A 24,271-nucleotide genomic window follows, 5' to 3' on the forward strand; every position below is an offset into this window, starting at 1 on the left:
TCATTACTGAATAGTTGAGTAACCCACTCAACTATTCAGTACGACATTGCTCACATTGCTTCCAGTATTTTTTGCCCGCTCTCTGTAGCGGGCTTTTTTTTGCCCTTTGCGCATCTGCGGCTGCGTCTCCTTTTTTCCTCCATTGTGCCTCCACAATGCCTAACTAAAATTTTCGGCATACCTGCCCAGACAGGAAACATTCAGTAATCAACGACTTTCCCCCTTACCTCCCGTGATGTAAGGGGGATTTTTTTTATCAGTGCTTAATGATGTAGAGCGTACGGCTGTAGGCCACATCTTCCGGGTTGGTGATCGGGTAGCCCTTCAGCCACGGCTTGATCAACCGCGCGTTGGTGTACTGGTAAATCGGCGCGATCGGCGCTTTGCTGGCGATGATCTGCTCCGCTTCGTTGTAATCCGCATTGCGGGCTTCCGGCGTATTTTCCTGTGTCGCCTGGTTAAACGCTTTATCATAGGCTGCGTCGCTAAAACGCGGAATATTGCTGCTGCTGTTGGAGGTTAACACCGAGAGAAAGGTCGATGGCTCGTTGTAATCCCCGACCCACGAGGCGCGGATAACATCGAAATTGCCGCTGTTACGGCTGTCGATATAGGTTTTCCACTCCTGATTTTGCAGCTTCACCTCCGCACCGAGATTTTTCTTCCACATCGACGCCACCGCAATAGCAATCTTTTGATGGTTCTCAGAGGAGTTATAGAGCAGCGTCAGCTTCAGTGGCCGCTGCGGACCGTAACCCGCCGCCTGCAATAGGGTTTTCGCCTGCGCGTTCAACTCCGGCTGGCTCATCTGTTCAAACGGCGACGGCTTCGGCGTAAACCCGGCGGTGACATCCGGAGTAAAGCGCCACGCTGGTTTCTCGCCGCTACCCAACACTTTCTCGGCAATCACGCGGCGATCGATAGTTAAGCTCAACGCCAGGCGCACGCGCGCATCTGCCGTCGGCCCCTTCTGAGTATTGAAGGCGTAGTAATAGGTGCCCAGCTGCGGCGGCGTATAGACCTGGCCCGGGATCTCTTTTTGCAGCTTCTGGTAGAGGTTTTTCGGGAAAGATTCGGTGATATCAACGCCATTCGCCAGGTAGCGTTTGGTGGCGGCAGACTCCTGATTGATCGGCACAAAGGTCACCTTATTGATCACCGTTTTGCCATCGTCCCAGTACTGTTTATTGCGCGCCAGCTCCAGCTTTTCATTCACCACGCGGTTAGTCAGCACAAAAGCGCCGTTACCGACCAGATTGCCGGGACGCGTCCACTCTGCGCCGCTCTCGACGTTCTTCTTTTGCACCGGATAGAGGGCGAAACTGGCCGCAAGGTTCGGGAACCACGGCAGCGGTTTATCAAGCTGCACGCGCAGCGTTTTCGCATCCACCGCACTGACGCCCAGCTTATCGACCGCCATTTTGCCATCGGTGATCGCTTTCGCATTGCTGATGCCCGCTAAGGCTGCGAAGCCAGCAAAAGGCGATGTGGTTTGCGGGTTAACCAGCCGCTGCCAGCTATAGACAAAATCCTGCGCCGTGACCGGCGTGCCGTCGGACCAGCGGGCATCATCACGCAGCGTAAAGGTCCAGATGCGATTATCGCTGCTCTGCCAGCTTTTCGCCACGCCGGGAATGACTTCACCCTTCTCATTCTGATTGACCAGGCCTTCAAACAGATCGCGGATCACCTGAATTTCCGGCAGGCCAACCGCCTTTGCCGGATCGAGCGTTGCCGGCTCATCTTTGAGGTGGCGCACCACGTCTTGTTTTTCCGCAAGCGGGGTTCCCGGCGGCACATCCGCTGCAAACACGCTGACAGATAAGCCGCACAGCGCCAGCGCGCAGCAGAGTTTTGAAAATCGGTATGTCATGAAAGCCCCTTGTGATGTGCCACATCCCGCAAAAAAGATGCGGTAATTATTTGTTTTAGCTCTAAGGAATGCAAATTCATACATCAGGAAAATGATTTGCGTCGCACCGCTTTATATCCAACACTTGGTTTATTCAACGCAGAAACAGGTAAACCTATGCCAGCGACACGTCCGCGCTCTTTACGGGGAAACTTTGCCGACAGCCGTCAGCAGTATGGCGAGTCCCTACTCGGTGCCCCGCTTTTCTGGTTTCCGGCACCGCTGGCAACGGCAAAAAGCGGGCTGATTATTGCCGGTACGCACGGGGACGAAAATGCCGCCATGGTCGCCCTCTCCTGCGCCATGCGTACGCTCCAGAGCGATCTGCGCCATCATCACGTGGTGCTGGCGGTGAACCCCGATGGCTGTCAGCTCGGTTTACGCGCCAATGCCAACGGCGTCGATCTCAACCGTAACTTTCCGGCGGCAAACTGGAAGGCGGGCGATACCGTTTATCGCTGGAACAGCGCAGCGCCAGAGCGGGATGTGGTGTTGCAGACGGGAGCAGCTCCGGGTTCCGAGCCGGAAACCCGTGCGCTCTGCCAGTTAATTCATCGCCTGCATCCGGCGTGGGTGGTGACCTTTCACGATCCGCTGGCCTGCGTGGAAGATCCGCGCGAAAGCCCGCTTGGCGAGTGGCTGGCGCAGGCCTTTTCGCTGCCCTTAGTCAAAAGCGTCGGGTATGAGACGCCCGGCTCCTTCGGCAGCTGGTGTGCGGAGATCAACCTGCCCTGCATTACCATGGAGCTGCCGCCGGTCTCTGCCGATGCCGCCAGCGAAGATTATCTCGCGGCAATGACCTCGCTGCTTTGCTGGGATGCCGAAAGGTGAAGCTCACCGGTGGAGAAGCGCAGCGACGGCTCGACATCCACCGCCAGCCAGGTAGGGCCATCAAGATCGGCGAAGCGCACACCACTAATCAGCGGTAGCGCCGCTGCTATGGCGCGTGAGGTGCAGATCATGCAGCCGAGCATTAATCCGAAGCCGCGCTCGGCGGCTTCATGGGCCAGCGCCAGCGCTTCGGTCAGCCCGCCGGTTTTATCCAGCTTAATGTTGACCATCTCATAGCGCCCCTTTAGCGCTTCAAGGCTTTCACGCGTGTGGCAGCTCTCATCTGCGCAGATCGGTAGCGGGTGGATAAAGTTGATCAGCGCCGCGTCTTCGCCAGCAGGCAGTGGCTGCTCAAGCATCGCCACACCTAAATCAGCCAGCAGCTGGCAGCGTGCTGCCAGCCCTTCGCTGTGCCACGACTCGTTAGCATCGACAATCAGCGTTGCCTCTGGCGCAGCGGCGCGGATCGCCACAAGCCGCTCGCTAATAAGATGATCATCCAGTTTAATCTTCAGCAGCCGGGCGCCGGTTTCGCTCAGTGCCGCCGCGCTGGCGGCCATCTGTTCTGGTGTGCCAATCACCACCGTTTGCGCGGTAATGACGGTTTCCGGCAGGGTTACGCCGGTATAGTGCGCCAGTGAACGCCCCGCTTTGCGCGCCGCCAGATCCCACAGGGCGCAATCGACGGCATTGCGCGCCGCGCCGGGCGGCAACAGGGTTTGCAGCGCTTCACGGCTGAGGCGGTTTTGCAGCTGCGGCACAATGGTCATGATTTGTGCCATCACTGAGGCCTCGCTCTCGCCGTAGCGCGCGTAAGGGGTACATTCGCCAACCGCTTTGATCCCGTCCTCTTCCAGTTCGACCACCACCACTTTCGCTTCACTGCGCGCGCCGCGCGAAATCACAAACGGCGAATGCAGCGGCCAGTTTTCCTCATAAACGTTCACATTTCTCATACATGCTCCTTTGACGGAATGTAAACCAGTATAGATACGAAAATTGGTTTGCCGTGGTCTCGGACGATGGCATAAACTAGCGCCGACGTTAACTATATGTAAACAGGAAGCTATTATGTCGCAACTCGTTCATTTTCAGGGCAACCCGGTTCCCGTTGCTGGCGCTATTCCGCAGGTTGGCGCAAAAGCGCAGCCGTTCACGCTTGTCGCTAAAGATCTTTCCGATGTTGCGCTGAGCCAGTTCGCCGGTAAGCGCAAAGTGCTGAACATTTTCCCGAGCATCGATACCGGTGTTTGCGCCGCTTCCGTGCGCAAATTCAATCAGCTGGCGACAGAGGTGAACAACACCGTTGTACTGTGCATCTCTGCCGATCTGCCGTTTGCCCAGTCCCGCTTCTGCGGTGCGGAAGGCCTGAGCAACGTTATCACCCTCTCCACCCTGCGCGGTGCAGATTTCCTCGACAACTATGGCGTCGGTATCGCCGACGGCGCGCTGAAAGGCCTGGCTGCACGTGCGGTCGTGGTGCTTGATGAGAACGATACGGTCATCTTCAGCGAGCTGGTGAATGAGATCACCAACGAGCCGGATTACACCGCTGCACTGGACGTGCTGAAAGGCTAATCGCGTCTGGAATGAAACAGGCCGGATAAGCGCTTACCGCTATCCGGCCTTTTTTATCGCAACAACGTTACTCGTCGCTCTTCTTCTGGCTTAAGCCATACTCCCGCAGCTTGTTAGCAATCGCCGTATGCGAGACGCCTAAGCGCTTCGCCAGCTTGCGCGTGCTGGGGTAGTTTCGATAGAGCTGGGTTAACACCGAGCGCTCGAAGCGGCTGGTGATATCATCCAGCGATCCCTCCATCGCATCATCCCCGACCGGCACGGTGGCCGCATCGTAATCCGGCAGCTGGATATCCTGCGCGCGCAGTTCATACCCCTCCAGCTGGGTTAAGGCGCGATAGATAGCGTTTTTTAACTGGCGCACGTTGCCCGGCCAGTTATAGCGGCTAAGCAGCTGCGTCAAATCGTGGGCGAGTTTCGGCCGGGGCAGACCCTGTTCATCGGCAAAGCGCGCAACAAACAGTTCGGTCAGCGGCACGATATCCTGCGGGCGATCGCGCAGCGGCGGCAGATTGAGGGTCAGCACGTTCAGGCGATAGTAGAGATCTTCGCGGAACAGCCCCTTCTGCACCAGCTCGACGAGGTTACGCTGCGTGGCGCAGATGACCCGCACATCCACATGCACTTCGTGATCTTCGCCAACGCGACGGAAAGTACCATCATTGAGGAAACGCAGCAGTTTCACCTGCATACGCGGCGACATTTCGCCAATCTCATCCAGCAGCACTGAACCGCCGTTCGCCTGCTCGAAAAAGCCCTTTTTGCCTTCCGGCGCATGGCCAAACAGCTCGCTTTCGACAGACTCTTCAGGAATCGAGGCGCAGTTCAGCGCCAGATAGGGTTTTGCCGCGCGCGGGCTGGAAAGATGACAGGCATGCGCCAGCAGATCTTTCCCGGTGCCGGTATCGCCGGTAATCAGCAGCGGCGCGGTGAGGGTTGCCAGCTTGCGCGCCTGCTCAATAACGTGACGCATTTTCGGGCTGACAGCGACAATCTGGCTGAACGCGCTGACATCCTGCTGGGTGATATTTTGCAGCTGGCGGCCCATCCGCGCCGTCGAGCGCAGCATCACTACCGCGCCGGTCAGCACCGCCTCGCCGGTTTCCCCTTCCAGGTGCACCGGCGTGATCTCCATCAGGAAGTTTTGCCCGCCAATCACTACATGTTCGTTATGCGAATGCTGCGGATTGCCCTCCAGCCAGCGCTGGAAGTTGAAACCGGTGATTAATTGAGCCGCATTATGGTTGAGCAGCTTATCCGGCTGTTGCCCAAACAGCTGCGCGCTGGCGGCATTCGCCAGCTCGATTTTGCACTTCATGTCGAGCGACAGCACCGGTTCCGGCAGCGCTTCAAGCAGCGCGCTCATCGCGCGGTGTTCGCGCTCGGAGGGCATCCACAGCACGGTGCGGACGTCGGTGACGCCCTGAATACGGCGGATCTCCGCCATCAGGCTGCTGAAGCTGTTAAAGTCGAGCGCGGCGAAATTGAGGTAGATACGCCCGATGGGATCGATCTCAATGCCGCGCAGATCGATACCGCGCAGCACCAGCAGATCAAGTAATTCGCGTGTCAGACCAAGCCGGTCCTCACAAAAAACTTCAAGACGCATGGGAACCTTCACCCTTATTCATTCACGTAATGAAAGGATGATATGCCACTTAACGGTCGGCAGGAAGATGTCTGTCAACAAATATTGACAGCCTGCGGAAAAAAGCGGCGCGGCGGCGTAAAGATAAGCGCGCAGCGCCTGCTTTCTAACCGGCTGTGCCGGAAGATTTGCCTTTCTGTAGCGTCTCTTTGACCTGAGTGATCAGCTGACGGCGGAAATCGCCCAGCCGGGGTTTGTCACCATCGATCCACGGCAGCGGACGGCAAAGCTCCATCGCTTTAATACCGAGGCGCGCGGTAAGCAGACCGGCACCGATCCCCTGCGCTGCGCGGGCTGAGAGACGCGCGGCAAGATCCTGCGACATCCAGTCCATCCCCACTTCGCGCACCAGTTCGCTGGCTCCGGCAAAAGCCATATTCAGCAGCACCAGGCGAAAAAGACGCAGGCGGCTGTAATAACCCAGCTCAATACCATTGAGCGCGGCGATGCGGTTAATTAAGCGCAGATTGCGCCAGGCGATAAACGCCATATCGACCATCGCCAGCGGGCTGACGGCGATCATCAGCGTCGATTCCGCCGCCGAGCGGCTTATTTCACGCCGCGCCTGCGCATCCAGCACCGGCTGCACCAGGTGAGCGTAGAGCGTAACGATTTCGCGGTCGCTCTGGGTTTCATGGATCGCCGCGTACCAGCGCTGCAAGGCGGGATGAGACTTATCCAGCCCCGCCTGCTGCGCCAGTTTTTCGCAAAAGGCGCGCCCTTTGCCGGTGCCGTGGCTCTGCAACAGTTCGCGGGCTTCATCGCGCTCGTGCGCCCGCTGACGTAAACGCCATAGCCGCCGCCACTCGCTGGCAATCGATCCGACACCTGCGCCGACGATCAGCGTCCCCGCCGCGCAGCCGCCAAGGGCTACCCAGTCCTGGGTCTGCCAGGCATTCATCGCCCACTGCACGCCCTGACCAATCACGGTAATGCCTGCCAGCGCCAGCCCGGCGGTGACCATTTTGCGCCATAACGTGCGCTTCGGGCGCAGCGCGGCTTCAACCACCGCTTCCGCCTGCCCCTCTTCGGGCAGCTCCTCAACGGCGACTGGCGCAAACTTCTCGGCGGCGAGAGCGTCAAAGCGCTGCGCCTGTTTAAACTGCTCCTGTGCTGGCGTCTCCAGCGGCCCGGTGAAATCGATACGCGGTTTTAGCGGCTCGGTCATCGCAATTTATCTCCCAGTAAAAACTCCAGCGCGGCATCCAGCCGGATGTGCGGCAGCGGCGAATCGACATCCATCACCTGCGGGCGAAACGCCTCGAAATTGAAGCCCTGCTTCTCCCAGAATGCCTGCCCCGGCAAGCGCGCCGGCACTTCGCCCGGGTAGAAGGTGAGCGGCGAACCGTCGCTTAATCGGTGACCGCGTAACGCCGGAATCGTCTCGCCGTTAACCTCAATCAGGCCGCTCTGCGTCGCCTGAATGGAAGCCAGCCCCATGCAATCCATGCTGATGCCTTCAAAGGCGGCGTTTTGCCACGCGTCCTGAATCAGCTGTTGCAGGAGCGACACCATATTGGCGTGCTGATCGACGGTGATGTGATCCGCCTTGGTGGCGGCAAAGAGCAGCTTATCGATCACCGGCGAAAAGAGACGGCGAAACAGCGTCCGCTGGCCGTAGTGGAAACTCTGCATCAACTGAGTAAGCGCGAGGCGCATATCGTTAAAGGCCTGCGGGCCGTTGTTGAGCGGTTGCAGGCAGTCAACCAGCACGATCTGGCGGTCAAATTTCAGGAAGTGGTTTTTATAAAAGCCTTTTACTACGTGGTCGCAATAGTACTGATAGCGTTCACGCAGCATCCCGGCGTTGGTGTGCCTGTCGGCTTGCGCCAGCTTCGCTTCGCCGGTGCCGTCAACATCCGGCCACGGGAAAAACTGCAATGCCGGTGCACCTGCCATATCGCCCGGCAGCACAAATCGCCCCGGCTGGATAAAGTGCAGCCCTTCGCGCTTGCACTGATGAAGGTACTCAGTCCAGGCGGCGGCGATCTCCGCCAGCCGGTTCTCATCGGCGGGCGCGAGCGGATCGAGCCCGGCGCAGAGCGCGCGCCACTTCTCAGACCACGCCTGACGCTGCCCGGTAAGCAGGCCGGTCATCTGCCGCGACCAGCTCAGGTAATCCTGCGCCAGCATCGGCAGATCGAGCAGCCATTCGCCGGGGTAATCGACAATTTCCAGATAGAGTGTGGAAGTCTCTTTAAAGTGACGTAACAGCGAATCGCGGGAGCGAAAGCGCAGCGCGAGGCGGATTTCACTCACGCCGCGCGTCGGGGTTGGCCATACCGGCGGCGAGCCGTAAAGCTGGGCCAGCCCTTCATCGTAGGTAAAACGGGGAATACCGAAATCACGCTGGGGAACGCGTTTAACGCCGAGTAAGCGCTCTTCGCGCACCGCGCTGAACAGCGGCAGGCGCGCGCCCGTGTGAATGGAGAGAAGTTGATTAACCAGCGCGGTAATAAACGCGGTTTTACCGCTGCGGCTAAGGCCGGTCACCGCGAGACGGAGATGCTTGTCCATCCCGCGGTTGACCAGCGAGTTGAATTCGTTTCGTAATCGTTCCATCGCCATGCGTATGCGCCCTTAAATCCAGAAGAGTCCTGCTCACTATGAGATATGGGCGGCGACGCAGTTGTCAACGCTTGCGCGTAACAGGCTTGTTATCAAAGCGGCGGGAGAGCTTGTTCGCCGCGCGCTTGAGAAGCGGCTCAAGTGCGAATGCCAGCACCATTTTCAAGGGTCGACGGGCAACGGATTTTACCGCCCAGCCCGCCACGCCCGCAGGTCCAACGCGCAGTGCGGTCAGCAACATCAGTTTGCCGACCAGCTTCAGGCCGGGTTTGACATTGCGGTTAATCTGTTGCCAGTGTCGATTCATATTCACCTCTTAAAGCTGACGAAAACGGCTACGCAGCGAGAACGTATCGGATGTGACATAACGCTCCATCTGGCGCAAACGGCTCTCGCCGGCGGCCAGCTGCGCATCTACCGCATCCAGCAACTCGCTGTTGCTGGCGGGCACCTCACCTTCAGTGTAGTTATCCGGCAGCGGATCAAGCGCAAAATAGAGCGCGATATAGGCGACGACGACAAAGAAAAAGAGGCCAAACAGCATCGCCAGCACGGTGACGATACGCACCAGTCTGACCTGAATATCGAGATATTCCGCGATACCGGCGCAGACGCCGCCGAGCTTACCGCGCTGCGGAATACGCCATAATTTTTTATTCAGATTTAGGGTAGCCATCAGCGATCTCTCCAGTTTGGATGTTCTGCATCCAGAATATCTTCCAGCGCCTGAATGCGTTCGCGCATGCGCGTTGCTTCATCCGTCAGCTGCAGCAAACGTTGCTGCTCGTTCTGGTTAAGCGCACCGCGTGAAGCGCGGTTGTTGTAGTGCAGCCATAACCAGACCGGTAAAACAAACAGAATGAATAACGTCAGGGGTATAGCCAGAAAAAGCGTGCTCATGTGTACTCCTTACAGGGATGCCAGCGGCATCTTCTGATGCCGCCGCTCGTTATTATTGGTTGTCCTGTTTCATTCTGGCTTTCAGTTGCGCCAGTTGCTCGCTGATTTCATCATCTGCCTGCAGATCGGCAAACTGCTGATCCAGCGGTTTTTGCTTACTAAAACCGTGGCTTTCCGCTTCGGCTTCCATCTGGTCGATACGACGTTCGAAGGATTCGAAACGTGCCATCGCTTCATCCATTTTGCCGCTGTCGAGCTGACGGCGAACATCGCGCGAAGAGCTTGCCGCCTGGTGACGCAGGGTCAGCGCCTGCTGGCGGGCACGGGTTTCGCTCAGTTTGTTCTCCAGCTCGCCAACCTCTTTCTTCATGCGCGCCAGGCTTTCGTCAACCAGCGTCACTTCCTGCTCCAGCGTCTCGATAAGCGTGGTCACCTTCTGTTTTTCGATCAGCGCCGCACGCGCCAGATCCTCTTTCTCTTTACGCAGCGCCAGTTCGGCTTTTTCCTGCCATTCAGCCTGCTGCGCGCTCGCCTGCTCAATACGGCGCGTTAACTGTTTCTTTTCAGCCAGCGCACGTGCAGAGGTGGAACGCACTTCAACCAGCGTATCTTCCATCTCCTGAATCATCAGGCGGACCAGTTTTTGCGGATCTTCCGCTTTCTCCAGCAGCGAGTTGATGTTGGCGTTCACGATGTCGGCAAAACGAGAAAAAATACCCATAATCTAATCCTCTTGATTTCTGTTATCGGGCTGAGCCCTGCTGCCTGATTAATACAATCTCCGTGCCAACTTTTCATCTGATTGATTATAAAGGGAATAAATGATTTCACCTTAACCATAACTTAGACTAGAGTGGTTAAAGAGACCAACTTGTGGCGAATTTCATCATGGCAGAACAGAAAGATAACCTTCTTGGCGAAGCCAACAGCTTTATTGAGGTGCTGGAGCAGGTTTCCCGCCTTGCGCCGATCGATAAACCGGTGCTGATTATCGGCGAGCGCGGCACCGGTAAAGAGCTGATTGCCAACCGCCTGCACTACCTCTCCTCGCGCTGGCAGGGGCCGTTTATCTCCTTAAACTGCGCGGCGCTGAATGAAAACCTGCTCGACAGCGAGCTGTTTGGTCATGAGGCGGGCGCGTTTACCGGCGCGCAGAAGCGCCATCCTGGCCGTTTTGAGCGCGCCGACGGCGGCACGCTGTTTCTGGATGAGCTGGCGACCGCACCGATGCTGGTGCAGGAGAAACTGCTGCGGGTGATTGAGTATGGCGAGCTGGAGCGCGTCGGCGGCAGCCAGCCGTTACAGGTTAATGTGCGACTGGTGTGCGCCACCAACGCCGATCTGCCGCAGATGGTGCAGGAAGGAACGTTTCGCGCCGACCTGCTCGACCGGCTGGCGTTTGATGTGGTGCTGTTACCGCCGCTGCGCCAACGCCAAAGTGACATCATGCTAATGGCTGACCATTTCGCCATCCAGATGTGCCGCGAACTGCATCTGCCGCTTTTTCCGGGTTTCACCGGGCATGCCCGCGACGTGCTGATGAATTATGGCTGGCCGGGAAACATCCGCGAACTGAAAAACGTGGTGGAGCGATCCGTCTACCGTCACGGCAGTAGCGACACGCCGCTGGATACCATTATCCTCGACCCTTTCCGCCGCGATGTGAGTGAGAAAGCGCCAGCGCCGGGGCAAGAAAATAGCGCAACTTCGCTGCCCGAACTGCCGCTGGATCTGCGTCAGTTTCAGCTCGATCAGGAGAAAAGCCTGCTCGAGCAGAGCCTGCAACAGGCAGAATTTAATCAGAAACGGGCGGCAGAGCGGCTTGGTTTAACCTATCACCAGCTACGCGCCCTGCTGAAAAAGCATCAAATACGCTGAAATCGTCGACAATAACAGCAGTTGTCCGCAGACATTTGTACGTAGCCCAGGTAAGTGCGATACACTTTGCCCATTACTTTAAAACCGTTGAAAAAATCATGCGTCTGGTTTTCTCTTCCCTGCTTTTCACCGCACTGCTGGCGACCGATACGGCTCAGGCTGCGCCTGCGGCCACGTCAGATATCCGCGAAAGCGGCTTTGTCTATTGCGTGAATGGCCAGGTTAATACCTTTAACCCGCAGAAAGCGAGCAGCGGGCTGATTGTCGACACCCTCGCTGCGCAGCTTTATAGCCGCCTGCTGGATGTTGACCCTTATACTTATCGTCTGGTGCCGGAGCTGGCGGAAAGCTGGGAGGTGTTGGATAACGGCGCGACCTACCGTTTTCGCCTGCGCAGCGGCGTCAATTTCCAGCATACCGCGTGGTTTACCCCCACCCGCACGCTGAATGCTGACGACGTGGTCTTTACCTTCCAGCGCATTTTCGATCGCCACCATCCGTGGCATAACGTCAATGGCGACAGCTTCCCCTATTTCGACAGCCTGCAATTCGCCGACTCGGTGGAGAGCGTGCGCAAGCTGGATAACCGTACCGTCGAGTTTCGCCTGAAAAAACCGGATGCCTCCTTCTTATGGCACCTTGCCACCCATTACGCTTCGGTGATGTCGGCAGAGTACGCCGCGCAGTTGCAAAAAATTGACCATCAGGAGCTGATTGACCGCCAGCCGGTCGGCACCGGGCCATTCCAGCTGGATGAGTATCGCGCCGGGCAGTACGTTCGGTTACAACGTCACGAAAAATTCTGGCTCGGCAAACCGCTGATGCAACAGGTGGTGGTCGATCTCGGCTCGGGCGGCACCGGACGTTTATCGAAACTGCTCACCGGCGAGTGCGATGTGCTGGCATGGCCTGCTGCCAGCCAGCTGACCATTTTGCGTGACGACCCGCGGCTGCGTTTAACCCTGCGCCCGGGAATGAACATCGCCTACCTGGCGTTCAATACCAACAAACCACCGCTCAATAACCCGGCGGTGCGCCACGCGTTAGCCCTGTCGATCAATAACCAGCGCCTGATGCAGTCGATTTACTACGGCACGGCGGAGACTGCGGCGTCGATCCTGCCCCGCGCGTCGTGGGCGTACGATAACGATGCCAAAATTACCGAATATGACCCGAAACAGGCGCGCGAGCGCCTGAAAGCGCTGGGGCTGGAGAACCTCACCCTGCAACTGTGGGTGCCAACCAGCTCGCAGCCCTGGAACCCCAGCCCGCTGAAAACCGCCGAGCTGATTCAGGCAGATATGGCGCAGGTGGGTGTAAAAGTGGTGATCGTGCCGGTTGAGGGGCGCTTCCAGGAGGCGCGCCTGATGGACATGAATCACGATTTGACGCTTACCGGCTGGGCCACGGACAGTAACGATCCGGACAGTTTCTTCCGCCCGCTGTTGAGCTGTGCGGCGATTGATTCACAAACCAACTTTGCCCACTGGTGCCAGCGCGAGTTTGATGAGGTGCTGCAAAAAGCGCTCGCCTCGCAGCAGCTGGCGTCGCGCATCGATGAGTATGATGAGGCCCAGCAGATCCTCGCCCGCGAACTGCCGGTGCTGCCGCTCGCCTCCTCCCTGCGCTTGCAGGCATACCGGTACGATATTAAAGGCCTGGTGCTGAGCCCCTTTGGCAGCGCCTCTTTCGCTGGCGTGTCGCGGGATAAAAAAGAGGTGTCGCCGTGATTATTTTTACTTTGCGTCGTTTGCTGCTGCTGCTGGTCACCCTCTTTTTACTGACCTTTGTCGGCTTCAGCCTGAGCTACTTTACCCCCCATGCGCCCTTGCAGGGCGCGACGCTGTGGAATGCGTGGATCTTCTGGTTTAACGGCCTGCTGCACTGGGATTTTGGCGTCTCAAGCATTAACGGACAGCTGATCTCCGAGCAGTTACAGGAAGTTTTCCCGGCGACCATGGAGCTCTGTATCCTCGCCTTTGGCTCGGCGTTACTGGTCGGTATTCCGGTGGGAATGCTGGCAGGGGTCATGCGTGGTCGCTGGCAGGATAAAGCCATCAGCGCCGTGGCGCTGCTCGGCTTCTCCATTCCGGTCTTCTGGCTGGCGCTGCTGCTCACCCTCTTCTTCTCTCTCAATCTCGGCTGGCTGCCGGTCTCCGGGCGTTTTGATCTGCTGTATGAAGTGAAAACCGTCACCGGTTTTTCGCTGATTGATGCCTGGATTTCCGACTCGCCGTGGCGCGATGAGATGCTGATGAGCGCCCTGCGCCACGTCATCCTGCCGGTGGTGACGCTGGCGGTGGCACCGACCACCGAAGTGATCCGCCTGATGCGTATCAGCACCATTGAGGTCTTTGAGAAAAACTACATTAAAGCAGCGGCGACGCGCGGTTTGTCCCGCTTTACCATTCTGCGCCGCCATGTGCTGCACAACGCCCTGCCGCCGGTGATCCCGCGTCTGGGGCTGCAATTCTCCACCATGCTGACGCTGGCGATGATCACTGAAGTGGTCTTTAGCTGGCCGGGGCTGGGCCGCTGGCTGATCAACGCTATCCGCCAGCAGGATTATGCCGCGATCTCCGCTGGCGTGATGGTTATCGGTTCATTAGTGATTATCGTCAACGTGCTCTCCGATATTCTTGGCGCGCTGGCGAACCCGTTAAAACATAAGGAATGGTATGCCTTACGATAGCGTCTACAGCGAAAAACGTGCGCCCGGCGCGCTGCGTACCGCGTGGCGCCACTTTTATGGCGATCCCACCGCGATGATCGGCCTTTATGGCTGCGGCGCGCTGGCGCTGCTCTGCCTGTTCGGTCACTGGTTCGCCCCTTACGGCATCGACCAGCAGTTTCTCGGCTACCAGCTTCTGCCGCCGTCGTGGTCGCGCTACGGCGATGTGTCCTTTTTCCTCGGCACCGACGATCTTGGCCGCGATGTGTTAAGCCGCCTGCTGAGCGGCGCGGCGCCTACCGTTGGCGGCGCCTTTCTGGTTACGCTCGCCGCCACGGTGTGCGGGCTGCTGCTCGGCGTTTTTGCCGGAGCGACGCACGGCCTGCGCTCGGCGGTGCTGAACCATATTCTCGATACTCTGCTTTCGCTGCCAACGCTGCTGCTGGCGATTATTGTCGTCGCCTTTGTCGGCCCGCATCTCTCCCATGCGATGTTTGCCGTCTGGCTGGCGCTTTTGCCGCGCATGGTGCGTTCGGTCTACAGCCTGGTGCATGACGAGCTGGAAAAAGAGTATGTTGTCGCCGCCCGTCTTGATGGCGCGTCGACGATGAATATTTTGTGGTACGCGATTCTGCCGAATATCACTGCCGGTATGGTGACGGAGATTACCCGCGCGCTGTCGATGGCGATCCTTGATATTGCCGCGCTGGGCTTTCTCGATCTCGGCGCGCAGCTCCCCTCCCCGGAGTGGGGCGCGATGCTGGGCGATGCGCTGGAGCTGATTTATGTTGCACCGTGGACGGTGATGCTGCCGGGCGCGGCGATTATGGTGAGCGTGCTGCTGGTTAACGTGCTGGGTGACGGCATCCGTCGCGCCATCACTGCGGGGGTGGAGTAATGCCGCTTCTTGATATCCGTAACCTGACCATTGAAGTCAAAACCGGTTCTGAATGGGTAAAAGCAGTCGACCGCGTCAGCCTGACCCTTGCCGAGGGTGAGATTCGCGGGCTGGTGGGTGAGTCCGGATCCGGTAAGAGCCTGATAGCGAAAGCGATCTGTGGCGTTACCAAAGATAACTGGCGCGTCACGGCGGACCGTATGCGCTTTGATGATATCGACCTGATGCGCCTCTCGGCGCGCGAGCGGCGCAAGCTGCTGGGCCACAACGTGTCGATGATTTTCCAGGAGCCGCAATCCTGTCTCGATCCCTCCGAGCGGGTCGGCAAGCAGCTGATGCAAAACATCCCGCGCTGGACCTTTAAAGGCAAGTGGTGGCAGCGCATGGGCTGGCGCAAACGCCGGGCGATTGAGCTGCTGCACCGCGTCGGCATTAAAGATCATAAAGATGCGATGCGCAGTTTCCCTTATGAGTTGACGGAGGGCGAGTGTCAGAAAGTGATGATCGCCATTGCGCTGGCCAACCAGCCGCGTCTGCTGATTGCTGATGAGCCGACCAACGCCATGGAGCCGACCACCCAGGCGCAGATTTTCCGCCTGCTTGATCGGCTGAATCAGAACAACAACACGACCATCATTTTGATCAGCCATGATTTGCAGATGCTGAGCAAATGGGCCGATCGTATCAATGTGATGTACTGCGGGCAGACGGTTGAGACTGCGCCGAGCGAAGATCTGATCGCCACGCCGCATCACCCCTATACCCAGGCGCTGATCCGCGCGATTCCCGACTTTGGCAGCGCGATGCCGCACAAAAGCCGCCTGAATACACTGCCAGGCGCGATTCCGCTGCTTGAGCAGCTGCCGATTGGCTGCCGCCTCGGGCCGCGCTGCCCCTATGCTCAGCGCAAATGTATCGAAACGCCGCGGCTTGCAGGACCGCGTAATCACCTGTTTGCCTGCCATTTCCCGCTGAATATGGAGAGTGAGTGAGATGGTTGAAACCTTGCTTGAAGTGCGCAACCTGAGCAAAACCTTCCGCTACCGCACTGGCTGGTTCCGCCGCCAGACCGTGGAAGCGGTCAAGCCGCTCAGCTTTACCCTGCGTGAACGGCAGACGCTGGCGATTATTGGCGAGAACGGCTCCGGAAAATCGACGCTGGCGAAAATGCTGGCGGGAATGATTGCCCCTACCGCCGGTGAACTGGTGATTGACGATAAGCCGCTGCATTACGGCGATTACACCTTCCGCAGCCAGCATATCCGCATGATTTTTCAGGATCCGACCACCTCGCTTAACCCGCGCCAGCGCTTGTCGCAGATCCTCGATTTTCCACTGCGCTTGAATACCGATCTTGATCCGGAAGCGCGGCGTAAACGCATCCTGGAAACCCTGCGTATGGTCGGCCTGCTGCCGGATCATGTCAGCTACTATCCGCACATGCTGGCACCGGGGCAGAAACAGCGCCTTGGGCTGGCGCGCGCGCTAATCTTGCGCCCGAAAGTGATTATTGCCGATGAGGCGCTGGCCTCGCTCGATATGTCGATGCGTTCGCAGTTAATCAACCTGATGCTGGAATTACAGGAGAAACAGGGTATCTCTTATATTTATGTCACCCAGCATATCGGCATGATGAAACATATCAGCGATCAGGTGCTGGTGATGCATCAGGGGGAAGTGGTGGAGCGCGGCAGCACTGCCGATGTGCTCGCCTCGCCGCTGCACGATCTCACGAAACGCTTAATTGCCGGCCACTTTGGCGAAGCATTAACCGCCGACGCCTGGCGAAAAGACCGCTGAGACCAAACCTTTCAGTGGTCGGATTAACGGAGACGGCGACTCATGATAGAATCGCCGCGTTTTAACGACGCTCGCCCCAACAGAGCCGCGAGCGCCACAACAATGAATATAAGGATTAAAGCTATGGGTTTTCTTTCCGGTAAGCGCATTCTGGTGACTGGCGTAGCCAGCAAACTCTCCATCGCATACGGCATCGCACAGGCTATGCATCGCGAAGGCGCAGAGCTGGCGTTCACCTACCAGAACGACAAGCTGAAAGGCCGTGTTGAAGAGTTTGCCGCCCAGCTGGGTTCCAGCATCGTGCTGGAGTGTGATGTGGCGCAAGATGAGAGCATCGACGCCCTGTTTACTGACCTGGCGAAAGTCTGGCCAAAATTTGACGGCTTCGTGCACTCCATCGGTTTCGCACCGGGCGATCAGCTGGACGGCGACTATGTTAACGCCGTAACCCGTGAAGGCTTCAAAATCGCTCACGACATCAGCTCCTACAGCTTTGTAGCGATGGCTAAAGCCTGCCGCGAAATGCTGAACCCGGGCTCCGCGCTGCTGACTCTCTCTTACCTGGGCGCAGAGCGCGCTATCCCGAACTACAACGTGATGGGTCTGGCGAAAGCCTCTCTGGAAGCGAACGTGCGCTATATGGCGAACGCGATGGGTCCGGAAGGCGTGCGTGTCAACGGCATCTCCGCCGGTCCAATCCGCACCCTGGCAGCTTCCGGTATCAAAGACTTCCGTAAAATGCTGGCACACTGCGAAGCAGTTACCCCGATCCGTCGCACCGTGACCATCGAAGACGTCGGCAACTCTGCGGCATTCCTCTGCTCTGACCTCTCTGCCGGTATCTCCGGTGAAGTGGTTCACGTCGACGGCGGTTTCAACATCGCTGCGATGAACGAGCTGGAAATCAAATAATTCCCCAATGCCCCTTCTGCCGAAGGGGCGTTTTTTTATGCCTTTCTGATATTTGTTATCACCTAACAATCTTTTATCCCGCCTCCCCCTTACGCCAGGATTAAGCAGCACCACCGATCCGGCAAGCTAAGACCTGACGTCGTCCCCGGATCGCCACTTTGAGACCAAGGAACGACCATGGAACAACGCCGGATTGCAGGCAAAAGCCACTGGTATCATGAGACCCAGTCAAGCGCCAGCCGGGTACACGCGCTACCGTTGGTTCCCGAAGCCGCTACCGTTAATGACCCCTTTCTGCTCGACCTCACTGTGCCGGATGATCTGTATGGCGATGTCGAGGCCATTGCCGCGCCCGCACGCAAACTTTACGCCCTGCTCTTTCCGCAGCGGGTACAGACGACGCGGCTGCGCACCTTCAGCGCCTACGATCGGCTCAGCACCGCGCTCACCGTGGCGCAGGTGTTTGGCGTCCAGCGTTTGTGCAACCACTACGCCGCACGGCTCGCGCCCCTCGCAGCACCCGACTCATCGCGCGAGAGCAACTGCCGGCTGGCGCAAATTACGCAATATGCGCGTCAGCTTGCCGCTTCGCCGTCCGTGATTGATACCCGGGCCCGCCAGCAGCTCGAAGAGGTGGGCCTGACGCTGTTCGATATTGTGCTTTTCAATCAGATTGTCGGGTTTATCGCCTTCCAGGCGCGGGTGCTCGCTATTTTGCAGGCGCTGCTCGGGCAACCGGTGCGCTATATTCCCGGCATGGAGACGCAGCCGCCTGCCGACGCGAGCCTGTTTGCCGATGAAAATGCGGGCTGGCAACCGGCGATTGAGGGGGTTGATCCCCGCGTTTCAAACGCCGCGCAGATGGGCTCCCTTGCCCACTGGCAACCCCTGCCCGAGCTGCGCCAGCTTGCGCCGCTACTGGCGCACGAGCATCTGCTGCTTAACGAGCTGGGCGAGATTTGCCAGCAGGTGAACGCCATTACGCCGAATAAAACGCTGGGCTGGCTGGTCGGGGCCTCTACAGCGCGGATCAATGGCAGCACCGGCTGTTTTGCTGAACGGCTGCAGCGCGGCGTTCACGCTGCCGGATTGCGGGAAGCGCTGCGCCAGGGCGAACCTGCCCTCAGCGCCTTTCTGGCGGATAACGATAAAGAGCGCGCGCTGGTGCAAGCGGTGCAGGTGCTGACCTGCGCGCCAGACAGATTCAGCCCCGCTCAGCTTGCAGCACTCTCAGATGCGGGTTTTAGCCCTCAGGCCGCATTCAGCCTGCTGCTGCGCTGTGCCCTGTGCGGCTGGATCAACCGGCTTAAGATCGCTCTCGGCGAGCCTGCGGCGTAAGGCTATAAACCGGGCGGCGCGCAGGAGATTTTGCTGAAACAGCGCTTGCTGCAACAGGCGGAATCGCGTAAAACTGTCAGCCGCTCTTTTAGCCACGAAAATAGATGATTATGCTCCAGGATAACCCGCTGCTCGCGCAGCTTAAACAGCAGCTCCACTCTCAGACACCGCGTGCAGAAGGTGTTGTTAAAGGCACCGAGAAAGGCTTCGGATTTCTGGAAGTCGATGCTCAAAAAAGCTATTTCATCCCGCCGCCGCAGATGAAAAAAGTGATGCACGGCGATCGGATTGTTGCCGTTATTCACACGGAAAAAGAGCGCGAAAGCGCGGAGCCGGAAACGCTGGTCGAGCCTTTTCTGACCCGTTTCGTAGGCAAAGTGCATAAGAAAGATGACCGCCTGTCGATTGTGCCGGATCATCCTTTACTCAAAGACTCCATCCCCTGCCGCGCCGCGCGTGGCGTGGAGCATGATTTTAAAGAGGGTGACTGGGCGGTCGCCGAGATGCGCCGTCACCCGCTGAAAGGCGACCGCGGCTTCTACGCGGAACTCACGCAATTTATCACCTTCTCCGATGACCACTTCGTGCCGTGGTGGGTAACGCTTGCCCGTCATAACCTCGAAAAAGAGGCGCCAAACGGCGTGGCAACAGAGATGCTCGATGATGGCCTGCAGCGTGTCGATCTGACCGCGCTTGATTTCGTCACCATCGACAGCGCCAGCACCGAAGATATGGATGATGCGCTTTACGCCGAAGAGCTGGCGGATGGCAAGCTGCAGCTGACCGTGGCGATTGCCGATCCTACCGCGTGGATTGCCGAAGGTAGCAAGCTTGACGATGCGGCGAAAATTCGCGCCTTCACCAACTACCTGCCGGGCTTCAACATTCCGATGCTGCCGCGCGAACTCTCTGACGATCTCTGCTCCCTGCGCGCGAACGAAGTGCGTCCGGCGCTGGTCTGCCGCATGACGCTGGACAGCGACGGCACGATCGAAGAGAACATTGAGTTTTTCGCCGCTACCATCGAATCAAAAGCCAAACTGGCCTATGACGATGTCTCTGACTGGCTGGAAAACCGCGGCGAGTGGCAGCCTGTTAATGACGCCATCGCCTCGCAGATCCGTCTGCTGAAACGCGCCTGCGATTTGCGCGGCCAGTGGCGTCAGACCCATGCGCTGGTGTTTAAAGACCGCCCGGATTACCGTTTTGTACTGGGCGAGAAAGGCGAAGTGCTGGATATCGTTGCCGAGCCGCGCCGCATTGCCAACCGCATCGTTGAAGAGTCGATGATTGCCGCTAACATCTGCGCCGCGCGCGTGCTGCGCGACAAGCTGGGCTTTGGTATCTACAACGTCCATTTAGGTTTCGACCCGGCGAACAGCGAGCAGCTGGTGGCGATGCTGAAAACCCACGGCGTTGAAGTGAATGCTGAAGAGGTGCTGACGCTGGAGGGCTTCTGCAAACTGCGCCGTGAACTCGACGCGCAGCCTTCCGGCTTCCTCGACAGCCGCATTCGTCGCTTCCAGTCCTTCGCCGAAATCAGCATCAATCCAGGCCCGCACTTCGGCCTGGGGCTGGACGCTTATGCGACCTGGACCTCGCCGATCCGTAAGTATGGCGATATGGTCAACCACCGCCTGCTGAAAGCGATCATCAAAGGTGAAACGCCGGTGCGTCCGCAGGATGAGACTACCGTGCAGATGGCGGAACGCCGTCGCCTGAACCGCATGGCCGAGCGTGATGTCGGCGACTGGCTGTATGCCCGTTTCCTGCAAAACAAAGCCGGCACCGACACCCGTTTCGCGGCAGAGATTATCGATGTCAGCCGCGGCGGTATGCGCGTGCGCCTGGTGGATAACGGCGCGGTCGCCTTTATCCCTGCCCCGTTCATTCACGCCGTGCGTGATGAGCTGGTGTGTAGCCAGGAGAGCGGCACCGTGCAGATCAAAGGCGAAGCGGTGTTCAAAGTGACGGATGTCATTGATGTCACCATCGCCGAAGTGCGGATGGAAACCCGCAGCGTGATCGCCCGTCCGGTGATGTAACGCTTCTACGCTCCTTCCCGTTCGGGAGGGAGCGCTTTTCTGGCAATATATCGCGCATTTTTAAGCACTTTCCCTCCCACAAATAGCGAAAACCGACCACACTTCTCATCATGCAGCGGTTTGTTTACCGCCCACATTTGCGTGCGGCAGCCGTCTCTGCTTTTCCACACCAGGTAACGCTTTACTCAACACTCCTATAAAAACAATACGTTAACGGAGATCCGCCTTGTCATTAATGGCGGTTGTCGGTCATCAACAGGTGCCCGTCCTGTGGCGGGTAGGTTGGGAGAACGCATGAGAGAGACGCAGGAACAGAGCGTGCTGTTTCGCTATCTGGGTTCACACAGTCCTTACTGGCGGCTTACGGCTGACAGCAATGCCCTGCATTTCGCCCCTGAAGAGCATGCCGATACGACGCAGGTGGTCGCGCTGACCGATGAGCAAGCGGCGCAGATCCGCGCGATGACGGTGATCACCTCCAGCCTGACCATGCCCCTCACCCTGTTTGGCGAAGAGGTGACGGTTCACCTTGTCGGGCGGAAAATTACCCGTAACGCCTGGGCGGGTAGCGCATCGGCATGGGACGATACCCAGGCTGTCGCTCGCGATCTGGTGCAGGGTCTCTCCTTTGCAGAGCAGGTGGTGTCGGAAGCCAATTCAGTGATTGTGATCCTCGACCGGCTGGGCAACATTCAGCGTTTTAACCGCCTGAGCGAAGAGTACACCGGTCTGAAAGAGCATGAGGTGATTGGGCAGAACGTCTTTAAGCTGTTTATGAGCCGCAGCGAAGCGGCGGCCTCAAAGCGCAATATCACCCAGTTTTTCCGCGATGGATCTTCTTATGAAGTGGAGCGCTGGGTAAAGACGCGCAAAGGCCAGCGGCTGTTTATCTTCCGTAATAAGTTTGTGCACAGCGGCAGCGGCAAAAACGAGGTTTACCTCATCTGCTCCGGCACCGACATTACCGAGGAGCGCCACGCCCAGGAGCGGCTGCGGGTGCTGGCGAATACCGATACCGTTACCGGTTTACCCAATCGCAACGCTATCCAGGATCGCATCAGTGATGCGATTGCCGCACGCGGCGACACCCAGGTCGGCGTGGTCTATCTCGACCTCGATAACTTTAAAAAAGTGAACGATGCCTACGGGCATATGTTTGGCGACCAGCTGTTGCAGGCCGTTGCGCTGGCCATATTAGGCTGTCTTGATGAGGGCCAGGTGCTGGCGCGGCTTGGCGGCGATGAGTTTATCGTGCTGGCGACGAATACCTCGCAAATGGCGCTGGAAGCGATGGCCTCGCGCATTTTGTGCCGACTGCGCGCGCCGTTTCGCATCGGGCTGATTGAGATCTACTCCGGCTGCTCGATTGGTATCGCCCTCGCCCCTGAACATGGCAACGATCGCGAAAATCTGATCCGCAATGCCGATACTGCGATGTATACCGCCAAAGAGAACGGTCGCGGCAAGTTTTGCGTGTTTTGCGCCGAGATGAACCAGCGGGTATTTGAGTACCTTTGGCTCGATACCAACCTGCGCAAGGCACTGGATAAAGAGCAACTGGTGATTCATTACCAGCCGAAAGTGAACCGGGATGGCGAAGTGCGCAGCCTCGAAGCGCTGGTGCGCTGGCAGTCGCCCGAGCGCGGGCTGATCCCACCGCTCGATTTTATCTCCTACGCCGAAGAGTCCGGCCTGATTGTGCCGCTCGGCCGCTGGGTAATGCTGGATGTGGTACGGCAAGTGGCGCAATGGCGCGACCAGGGGATTAACCTGCGTGTGGCGGTGAATGTCTCTGCCCGACAGCTGGCCGATCAGACCATCTTTAGCGATCTGAAACGGGCGCTCAGCGAGCTTCATTTTGCTGACTGCCCGATTGATGTTGAATTGACCGAAAGCTGCATTATCGAAAACGAAGCGCTGGCGCTCTCGGTGATCCAGCAGTTCAGCGCGTTGGGATCGCAGGTGCATCTGGATGATTTTGGTACCGGTTACTCCTCACTGTCACAACTGGCGCGCTTTCCCCTTAACGCCATCAAACTCGATCAGAGCTTTGTGCGCGATATCCATCAACAGCCGATTTCGCAATCGCTGGTGCGCGCCATTGTCGCAGTGGCGGCGGCGCTTAATCTGCAGGTGATTGCTGAAGGGGTGGAGAGTGCGCAGGAGGATGCGTTTTTGACCGACAATGGCGTCCATGAGCGGCAGGGGTTTCTGTTCGCCAGACCGATGCCCGCTGCCGCGTTTGAACGTTGGTTTACACGCTACCAGCCACGCAAGGCGCGTTAACCGGCTTTACTGAGCGCAACCGCCGTATGGCGGTTTTGCAACAGCACCAGGCGCTCCATATAGGCGATATCTTTCGCTTGCAGGCAGAAGGCGGCATCTACCCAATCTTCCGTGATATCCATTAGCTCACTGCGTGGCAGTTGCAGCACGCGCTGGCGCGCCCTGAGCATGGCACGCACGCCATTCAGGCGCGGTTGCAGCGTATCGATAAAGGTACGCACGGCCATAAAGCCTTGTCCCTCTTCAAACGCGATATCGACCAGCCCTTTTGGCGCATACCACTCCGCCGAATGGGACTCCCCTTTGTAGATAAGCTCTTCAGCCAGTTTCATCCCCGCACGGCGGGCGACCAAAGAGTAGGCTCCCATGCCGGGAAAGAGGTTAAAGGCGATCTCCGGGAAACCGAGACGCGCATCGCGTTGCGCCAGCACAAAATGGTGCGCCAGCGCGGCTTCGAATCCACCGCCGAGCGCGCTCCCTTCGATCATCGCCAGCGAAATTGCGCCGGTGTCAAAACCGCGTGAAGCGGCATGCACACAGTCAACGCAGGCGCGGGCATAAGCGCGCAACGCTTCTCGCCGCCCGTTTTTGATGCACTCGACAAAAAAGTGCAGATCGCCGCCGGTGTTGAACATACCGGGAACCAGCGATCCGGTGACCCAGAAGTCGACGGCAAATCCGCTCTGCCTGACCAGCCAGGAGAGGTTCATGATCTCCTCAATCAGTTGGTGGTTGAAGCAGGGTCGCGGCCTGGCGCGCAGCATCATCCACACGGTGCGCCGCTCCTCTTCGTAAAAACCTGAGAGTTGCGTGAAACGTTGTTCATCGGTAAAGAGTTTGCAGGTCGGTTGATTACTTATCGTCATTGCGTATTCCTCCAGATAGTGCGCGTTGCGCGCCTGAAAAGACTACGTCACGCGCTGAACCGACCACGGGCGGAGGGATGAATATATACTTCATGCAGAGAAGCCGTTGAGATGTGGTTTTTTCCCTTCTCTTTTTAAAC

General features: G+C 58.1%; 22 protein-coding genes. 12 read left to right on the forward strand and 10 right to left on the reverse strand.

What is annotated here, in order from left to right:
• Window positions 1-256: 256 nt before the first annotated feature.
• Entirely contained in the window at window positions 257-1,873 is a 1,617-nt protein-coding gene (locus IAE48_RS04300; protein ID WP_200133598.1) for an ABC transporter substrate-binding protein, read from the reverse strand.
• A 156-nt stretch (window positions 1,874-2,029) separates the two neighbouring features.
• Between IAE48_RS04300 and mpaA the strand changes: the two genes are divergently transcribed.
• Entirely contained in the window at window positions 2,030-2,743 is a 714-nt protein-coding gene (gene mpaA / locus IAE48_RS04305; protein WP_094419960.1) for a murein tripeptide amidase MpaA, read from the forward strand.
• Here mpaA and ycjG read toward each other — a convergent pair.
• Window positions 2,695-3,699 carry an L-Ala-D/L-Glu epimerase gene (gene ycjG / locus IAE48_RS04310; RefSeq protein WP_200133599.1) on the reverse strand — a complete coding sequence of 335 codons (1,005 nt, stop codon included), beginning with the start codon at window positions 3,697-3,699 and terminating at the stop codon, window positions 2,695-2,697. The genes mpaA and ycjG overlap by 49 nt on opposite strands.
• 115 nt (window positions 3,700-3,814) lie before the next feature.
• On the opposite strand from ycjG, the gene tpx reads away from it, so the two are divergent.
• Window positions 3,815-4,321 (forward strand): thiol peroxidase, encoded by a 507-nt coding sequence (tpx, locus tag IAE48_RS04315; protein ID WP_023478815.1) that lies wholly within the window; start codon window positions 3,815-3,817, stop codon window positions 4,319-4,321.
• Window positions 4,322-4,388: 67 nt separating this feature from the next.
• Here the strand turns inward: tpx and tyrR are convergent, their stop codons facing one another.
• The 7 genes from tyrR to pspA form a co-directional block, all read right to left on the reverse strand.
• Window positions 4,389-5,930 (reverse strand): transcriptional regulator TyrR, encoded by a 1,542-nt coding sequence (gene tyrR, locus IAE48_RS04320; RefSeq protein WP_139966282.1) that lies wholly within the window; start codon window positions 5,928-5,930, stop codon window positions 4,389-4,391.
• A gap of 145 nt (window positions 5,931-6,075) precedes the next feature.
• Window positions 6,076-7,137 (reverse strand): TIGR01620 family protein, encoded by a 1,062-nt coding sequence (locus tag IAE48_RS04325; protein WP_200133600.1) that lies wholly within the window; start codon window positions 7,135-7,137, stop codon window positions 6,076-6,078.
• Window positions 7,134-8,531, reverse strand: coding sequence for a YcjX family protein (locus IAE48_RS04330; protein WP_200133636.1), 1,398 nt, complete (start codon window positions 8,529-8,531; stop codon window positions 7,134-7,136). The genes IAE48_RS04325 and IAE48_RS04330 overlap by 4 nt, the downstream gene beginning before the upstream one ends.
• Window positions 8,532-8,601: 70 nt before the next feature.
• Window positions 8,602-8,844: a phage shock protein PspD gene (pspD, locus tag IAE48_RS04335; protein WP_094419805.1), complete on the reverse strand. Its 243-nt coding sequence runs from the start codon at window positions 8,842-8,844 to the stop codon at window positions 8,602-8,604.
• Window positions 8,845-8,853: 9 nt separating this feature from the next.
• Entirely contained in the window at window positions 8,854-9,213 is a 360-nt protein-coding gene (pspC, locus tag IAE48_RS04340) for an envelope stress response membrane protein PspC (RefSeq protein WP_094419804.1), read from the reverse strand.
• Entirely contained in the window at window positions 9,213-9,437 is a 225-nt protein-coding gene (gene pspB / locus IAE48_RS04345; protein ID WP_023478697.1) for an envelope stress response membrane protein PspB, read from the reverse strand. Before pspB ends, pspC begins: the two co-directional genes overlap by 1 nt.
• Window positions 9,438-9,489: 52 nt before the next feature.
• On the reverse strand, window positions 9,490-10,158 hold the full coding sequence (gene pspA, locus IAE48_RS04350; protein ID WP_200133601.1) for a phage shock protein PspA: 669 nt from the start codon (window positions 10,156-10,158) through the stop codon (window positions 9,490-9,492).
• Between the two features lie 152 nt (window positions 10,159-10,310).
• Here pspA and pspF point away from each other — a divergent pair, with 152 nt between their 5' ends.
• From pspF to pdeR, 10 genes are all read left to right on the forward strand, one after another.
• Window positions 10,311-11,315 carry a phage shock protein operon transcriptional activator gene (gene pspF / locus IAE48_RS04355; protein ID WP_200133602.1) on the forward strand — a complete coding sequence of 335 codons (1,005 nt, stop codon included), beginning with the start codon at window positions 10,311-10,313 and terminating at the stop codon, window positions 11,313-11,315.
• Between the two features lie 98 nt (window positions 11,316-11,413).
• A complete protein-coding gene (sapA, locus tag IAE48_RS04360) occupies window positions 11,414-13,045 on the forward strand; it encodes an ABC transporter substrate-binding protein SapA (RefSeq protein WP_200133603.1) in 1,632 nt (543 codons plus the stop codon).
• Window positions 13,042-14,007, forward strand: a complete 966-nt coding sequence (sapB, locus tag IAE48_RS04365; RefSeq protein WP_054803435.1) for a putrescine export ABC transporter permease SapB — start codon at window positions 13,042-13,044, stop codon at window positions 14,005-14,007. Before sapA ends, sapB begins: the two co-directional genes overlap by 4 nt.
• Window positions 13,994-14,884: a putrescine export ABC transporter permease SapC gene (sapC, locus tag IAE48_RS04370; RefSeq protein ID WP_023478710.1), complete on the forward strand. Its 891-nt coding sequence runs from the start codon at window positions 13,994-13,996 to the stop codon at window positions 14,882-14,884. Before sapB ends, sapC begins: the two co-directional genes overlap by 14 nt.
• On the forward strand, window positions 14,884-15,876 hold the full coding sequence (gene sapD / locus IAE48_RS04375; protein ID WP_094419800.1) for a putrescine export ABC transporter ATP-binding protein SapD: 993 nt from the start codon (window positions 14,884-14,886) through the stop codon (window positions 15,874-15,876). Before sapC ends, sapD begins: the two co-directional genes overlap by 1 nt.
• Window position 15,877: 1 nt before the next feature.
• Complete coding sequence (sapF, locus tag IAE48_RS04380) at window positions 15,878-16,684, forward strand: peptide ABC transporter ATP-binding protein SapF (protein ID WP_200133604.1); 807 nt, start codon at window positions 15,878-15,880, stop codon at window positions 16,682-16,684.
• Window positions 16,685-16,807: 123 nt separating this feature from the next.
• On the forward strand, window positions 16,808-17,596 hold the full coding sequence (gene fabI / locus IAE48_RS04385; protein ID WP_023478625.1) for an enoyl-ACP reductase FabI: 789 nt from the start codon (window positions 16,808-16,810) through the stop codon (window positions 17,594-17,596).
• A gap of 177 nt (window positions 17,597-17,773) precedes the next feature.
• Window positions 17,774-18,934: a CMD domain-containing protein gene (locus tag IAE48_RS04390; RefSeq protein WP_200133605.1), complete on the forward strand. Its 1,161-nt coding sequence runs from the start codon at window positions 17,774-17,776 to the stop codon at window positions 18,932-18,934.
• Window positions 18,935-19,044: 110 nt separating this feature from the next.
• The gene (locus IAE48_RS04395) at window positions 19,045-20,979 is read left to right on the forward strand and encodes an exoribonuclease II (RefSeq protein ID WP_200133637.1); all 1,935 of its coding nucleotides are present in this window, start codon (window positions 19,045-19,047) and stop codon (window positions 20,977-20,979) included.
• Between the two features lie 294 nt (window positions 20,980-21,273).
• Window positions 21,274-23,265: a cyclic di-GMP phosphodiesterase gene (gene pdeR / locus IAE48_RS04400; RefSeq protein WP_200133606.1), complete on the forward strand. Its 1,992-nt coding sequence runs from the start codon at window positions 21,274-21,276 to the stop codon at window positions 23,263-23,265.
• On the opposite strand, the gene IAE48_RS04405 is transcribed toward pdeR, so the two are convergent.
• The gene (locus IAE48_RS04405) at window positions 23,262-24,131 is read right to left on the reverse strand and encodes a crotonase/enoyl-CoA hydratase family protein (protein ID WP_094419797.1); all 870 of its coding nucleotides are present in this window, start codon (window positions 24,129-24,131) and stop codon (window positions 23,262-23,264) included. The two genes, pdeR and IAE48_RS04405, sit on opposite strands and share 4 nt — an antisense overlap.
• Window positions 24,132-24,271: the final 140 nt, after the last annotated feature.

This window comes from Kosakonia sp. S57 (genome assembly GCF_016516575.1).
Lineage (GTDB): Bacteria > Pseudomonadota > Gammaproteobacteria > Enterobacterales > Enterobacteriaceae > Kosakonia > Kosakonia cowanii.